We start from the raw sequence: 4596 nt of genomic DNA on the forward strand, positions 1-4596 counted from the left end.
CCCCACCGCGGGGTTGCCGGCCGTTTCTTCATTTATGCTGGACTGCATGTCTGCGTCTTCACCGGTTCTCATCGTCGGCCTGGGTAACCCCGGCACCATCTATGCGCAAACCCGCCACAATGCGGGAGCCATGCTTGTCGACGAACTCTTGGACCGCACCAGCCCCATGCCCGCGCAGCTGAGCGTGCACAAGAAGACAAACACCGAAGTCGCCGAACTCACTGCCGGGCGCCTAACCAACCGCCGCACAATCCTGGCCCGCACCCGCGGCTTCATGAATGTCTCCGGGGGCCCAGTTAAAGCTCTGGCCAGCTACTACGGAATCAAGCCTACGGACATCTACATCATCTACGACGAACTCGACCTCGACTTCGGCCACGTCAAACTCCGCTTGGGCGGTGGCGACCACGGCCACAACGGACTGAAGTCCGTGACTAAATCCCTGGGCACCCCGAATTACAACCGTCTCGCCATCGGCATCGGCCGCCCACCCGGCCGCCAGGCACCGGCCGACTACGTGCTCAAGCCATTCAGCAAACAAGAGTCCGCCGAACTTCCCATCACGCTCGCTAATGCCGCCGTCGAACTCCTCGCTGCCCTTTAAGGAGATGCGCTACTGCCCCAGCAGTTTCGCCTCAATCTCGACCGCTGGCCCCTCGGCCAGCTTGCCCACGAAGTCCTCACCCACCAAGCAATAGGCATGGTCCGGGTCGCAGCGCAGCGATTTTTGCATGGCATTCAGATGCGGGTACAGCGGCGGAAGGTTCTCGTGCTCACGCGTAAAGCGGGTCTCCACACCACGCGCATAGCGTCCAGAAAAGGCACGGGTGGACACAGACTCCCCGCCCTCGCGCAAGAGGGAACGGTTGCGGTCGGAGGTGCCGGCTTCGTCAGCAAGCAAGAAAGCACTTCCGCAGGCGACAGACGTTGCGCCCCACTCGATGAGGCGCTCCACGTCCTCGTGCGTGCGCGCACCACCAGCGGCGATGAGGGGAACGTTGACGTGGCGGAAGATGCCGTCGAGAAGCCTCTCGAGTGGCCGTGCATCCGGCTCCTCCGCTAGCGTCCACGTGGAGCGGTGACCGCCGGCCTTGGGGCCTTGCACGATTAGGCCATCCGCGCCCCGCTCGGTCGCTTTGAGCGCGTCCACCTCGTTCGTGACCGTCACCCACGCCTGAATGCCTGCGTCATGGATGCGGCGGAACTCTTCCTCCGTGAAGCAGCCGAAGGTGCAGGAGATGATGGTGGCGCGGCCATCGGCCAACGCCAGCCCGAGTTTGTCGTGGAAGCCGAACGTGTAGTCCGGCTCAGGGATCTCCGCACCCAATTCAGATGCGATCGCCTCGAGATCCTCCCGGAGTGGCTCCTCGCGCTGCGGGTAGAAGAGGTTCACACCAAACGGCTCCTCGACGCGCGACAGTTCCTCGCGCGCCTGATCAAGCGAGCACGTGCCCCACGCAAGGAAGCCGAAGCCAACGGCATTGACCAGCTCCGGGGTGCTCGGGCCGCCCGCCATGGGGGCAGCGATGACGCGGGGCAAACGTGCGGGAAGTTCAGGTGGCATGGGGTCCACCTTAACGCCCACCTCCCATAGACTTGGCACCGTGTTTGATTTTCTGCGCCGCTTGTTTTCTTCTTCCCCCGCACCGGCCCCCGCCCAAGACCGTGGCTTTGACCTCGCCGCGATCGACGCCGAGTGGCTCATCGTCGGCCTGGGTAACCCCGGCGCACAATATGCCGCCACCAGGCACAACGTGGGATATATGGCGCTCGACGAGCTTATCGACGCTCCCCTACAGCCGCTTCCCGGCATCAAAGCCCACGGCCTCATGGTGCCGGACACCAACGCCTTTGCGGTGCGTTCAACGACCTACATGAACCTCAGCGGAGAAGGTATTGCCCCTGTGGCTGAAAAACTTGGGATTCCGCCGGAGCGCATCGTGGTCCTCCACGACGAGCTGGACCTACCCGCAGGGAAAGTGCGCGTGAAACTAGGCGGAAATGAGAACGGCCACAACGGCCTGAAGTCCCTGACCGAGCATCTGGGTACCCGCGATTACATCCGCGTGCGCATCGGCATTGGCCGCCCACCGAAGGGCACCCCGGTCCCCGACTGGGTTCTTGGCCCTGTCAAGGACAAGGGCCTTGACGTGCAGATCGCCCTGGCTGCGGAGTCTGCCCGACTCGTCGTCACTCAGGGCCTCCAGCGCGCGCAGAACGAGATCCACGCGAGAAACTAGCCTCGCAACTTCCCGGCGTACTCCTCCAGCCGGTCACACAGTGCGGCGAGCTCCGTCGCGCGGTGCGGCATCGGATTGAAGCCATCGCGCATCTCCATCGCCTGGATGAAACCAAGCTGCTCGCGCACGTCGTGCATGTGGAAGTTCGACGCAATCTGGCGCCAGTGCTCGATCGCGCGGACGGCACCGAGGCTGCCGTAGCCGACGAAGGCGATGGGCTTGCCCACCCACTCCGGCCCCAGGGTATCCACGGCATTCTTCAGTGCGGCCGGCACGGAGTGGTTGTACTCCGGAGTGATGAAGATGAACCCATCGCAGGAATCAACGGCCTGGGACCAGCGCGTGACCTCAGGGTTGTCGTACTGCTTGTTCATGAGCATGGGCAGCCCTGCGCCGTCGTAAAGCGGGAGCTCAAAATCTGCAAGGTCGATGAACTCATACTCGAAGCCTTCGCGCTCCCCGATATTCTCCCGCAGCCAGGTGGCAACCTTCTCCGCGGTGCGCCCCTTTCGGATGGATCCGATGATCACGCCGATTTTCATGTGTCTCCTTCAGTTCTCGCATGTTCGTGTGCTTTCCTACCTTAATAACGCTCCCAGGCTAGTTATCTTCCCGCCACTCAAGCGACTACCCTCTACAGGTCATGAGCACCGTTTCCGAGGCCGCCCGCCGCCGCACATTCGCCGTCATCGCCCACCCGGACGCCGGTAAGTCGACGTTGACGGAGGCACTCGCACTGCACGCGCACGTCATTTCGGAGGCTGGCGCGGTGCACGGCAAAGGCAACCGCAAGGCGACGGTGTCTGACTGGATGGAGATGGAGAAGGATCGCGGCATCTCCATCGCCTCCTCCGCCCTGCAGTTCGAGTACGCGCCGGAGGGCCACGACGGCGAACCCTACGTGATCAATCTCGTGGACACCCCAGGTCACGCGGATTTCTCCGAGGACACCTACCGTGTGCTCTCCGCGGTCGATGCCGCAGTCATGCTTATCGACGCCGCCAAGGGCCTCGAGCCCCAAACCCTCAAACTCTTCCGCGTCTGCAAGGCCCGTGGTCTGCCGATCGTTACTGTGATCAACAAATGGGACCGCGTCGGACGCGAGCCTCTTGAGCTTGTCGACGAAATCGTCACCGAAATCGACCTCCAACCCACCCCCCTTTACTGGCCCGTTGGCGAAGCCGGTGACTTCCGTGGCCTCGCTCACGTCAACGCCGACGGTGAGGCGGACCAGTACATCCACTTCACCCGCACCGCCGGCGGTTCCACCATCGCGCCGGAAGAATACTTCACCCCGTCCGACGCCGCAGCCAAGGAGGGTGACGCCTGGGACACCGCTGTTGAGGAAGCTGAACTGCTGGCCGCCGACGGTGCCGTCCACAGCCAAGAACTCTTTGAGCAGTGCGTCACCTCGCCGCTGATCTTCGCCTCCGCGATGCTCAACTTCGGCGTGCACCAGATCCTGGACACCCTATGCGCTATCGCCCCAGCCCCGGAGGGCCGCGCATCGGACCCGAAGGCCATCGAGGCTGCCACTGCTGGTGGCAGCCAGGCCATCGACCCGGTGCGTGAGGTCGGCGATGACTTCTCCGGCGTGGTGTTCAAGGTCCAGGCTGGCATGGATAAGAACCACCGCGACACCCTCGCATTCATGCGCGTTGTCTCCGGCGAATTCGACCGCGGCATGCAGGTCACACACGCCCAGTCTGGCCGCAGCTTCTCCACCAAGTACGCCCTCACCGTCTTCGGTCGCGACCGCGACACCGTGGAAACTGCCTTCCCTGGCGACATCATCGGCCTTGTCAACGCCGGTTCACTTGCCCCCGGCGACACCATCTACGCCGGCAAGAAGGTCCAGTTCCCGCCGATGCCCCAGTTCGCGCCGGAGCACTTCCGCACTCTGCGCGCCAAGTCCCTGGGCAAATACAAGCAGTTCCGTAAAGCACTCGAGCAGCTTGACGCGGAAGGAGTCGTGCAGATCCTCCGCAACGACCTGCGTGGTGATGCTGCCCCCGTCATGGCCGCCGTCGGCCCCATGCAGTTCGAAGTCATGCAGGCCCGCATGGAAAACGAATACAACGTCGAGACCGTGGCCGAGCCCATCCCCTACTCCGTGGCTCGCCGCACCGACGCCGAATCCGCCCCGGAGCTGGGTCGCCAGCGTGGCGTAGAAATCTTCACCCGCACCGACGGCGAACTCATCGCCCTGTTCGGCGACAAGTGGAAGCTCGCCTTCATTGAGAAGGAGCACCCTGAGCTCACCATGGAGCCCCTCGTCGCCGACTAGGCCAGCCCCTCTGAGGCAAGCTCACCCCTTACTAGTGCACTCAGTTGTACTGCCCCGATAGGTCGGTGC

The 4596-nt window shown here is 63.4% G+C and carries 5 protein-coding genes; 3 read left to right on the forward strand and 2 right to left on the reverse strand.

The window, feature by feature from the left end; translation table 11 throughout:
- Window positions 1-46 precede the first annotated feature (46 nt).
- Complete coding sequence (pth, locus tag HMPREF2129_RS07070; RefSeq protein ID WP_034664779.1) at window positions 47-604, forward strand: aminoacyl-tRNA hydrolase; 558 nt, start codon at window positions 47-49, stop codon at window positions 602-604.
- Between the two features lie 9 nt (window positions 605-613).
- On the opposite strand, the gene HMPREF2129_RS07075 is transcribed toward pth (HMPREF2129_RS07070), so the two are convergent.
- Window positions 614-1564 (reverse strand): nitronate monooxygenase, encoded by a 951-nt coding sequence (locus tag HMPREF2129_RS07075; RefSeq protein WP_034664772.1) that lies wholly within the window; start codon window positions 1562-1564, stop codon window positions 614-616.
- On the opposite strand from HMPREF2129_RS07075, the gene pth (HMPREF2129_RS07080) reads away from it, so the two are divergent.
- Complete coding sequence (pth, locus tag HMPREF2129_RS07080) at window positions 1563-2240, forward strand: aminoacyl-tRNA hydrolase (protein ID WP_052092951.1); 678 nt, start codon at window positions 1563-1565, stop codon at window positions 2238-2240. The two genes, HMPREF2129_RS07075 and pth (HMPREF2129_RS07080), sit on opposite strands and share 2 nt — an antisense overlap.
- On the opposite strand, the gene HMPREF2129_RS07085 is transcribed toward pth (HMPREF2129_RS07080), so the two are convergent.
- Complete coding sequence (locus HMPREF2129_RS07085) at window positions 2237-2782, reverse strand: NADPH-dependent FMN reductase (protein WP_034664774.1); 546 nt, start codon at window positions 2780-2782, stop codon at window positions 2237-2239. The genes pth (HMPREF2129_RS07080) and HMPREF2129_RS07085 overlap by 4 nt on opposite strands.
- Before the next feature lie 101 nt (window positions 2783-2883).
- Between HMPREF2129_RS07085 and HMPREF2129_RS07090 the strand changes: the two genes are divergently transcribed.
- Complete coding sequence (locus HMPREF2129_RS07090; protein ID WP_034664777.1) at window positions 2884-4527, forward strand: peptide chain release factor 3; 1644 nt, start codon at window positions 2884-2886, stop codon at window positions 4525-4527.
- Window positions 4528-4596: the final 69 nt, after the last annotated feature.

The sequence above is a fragment of the Corynebacterium tuscaniense DNF00037 genome, assembly GCF_000759055.1.
GTDB lineage: Bacteria > Actinomycetota > Actinomycetes > Mycobacteriales > Mycobacteriaceae > Corynebacterium > Corynebacterium tuscaniense.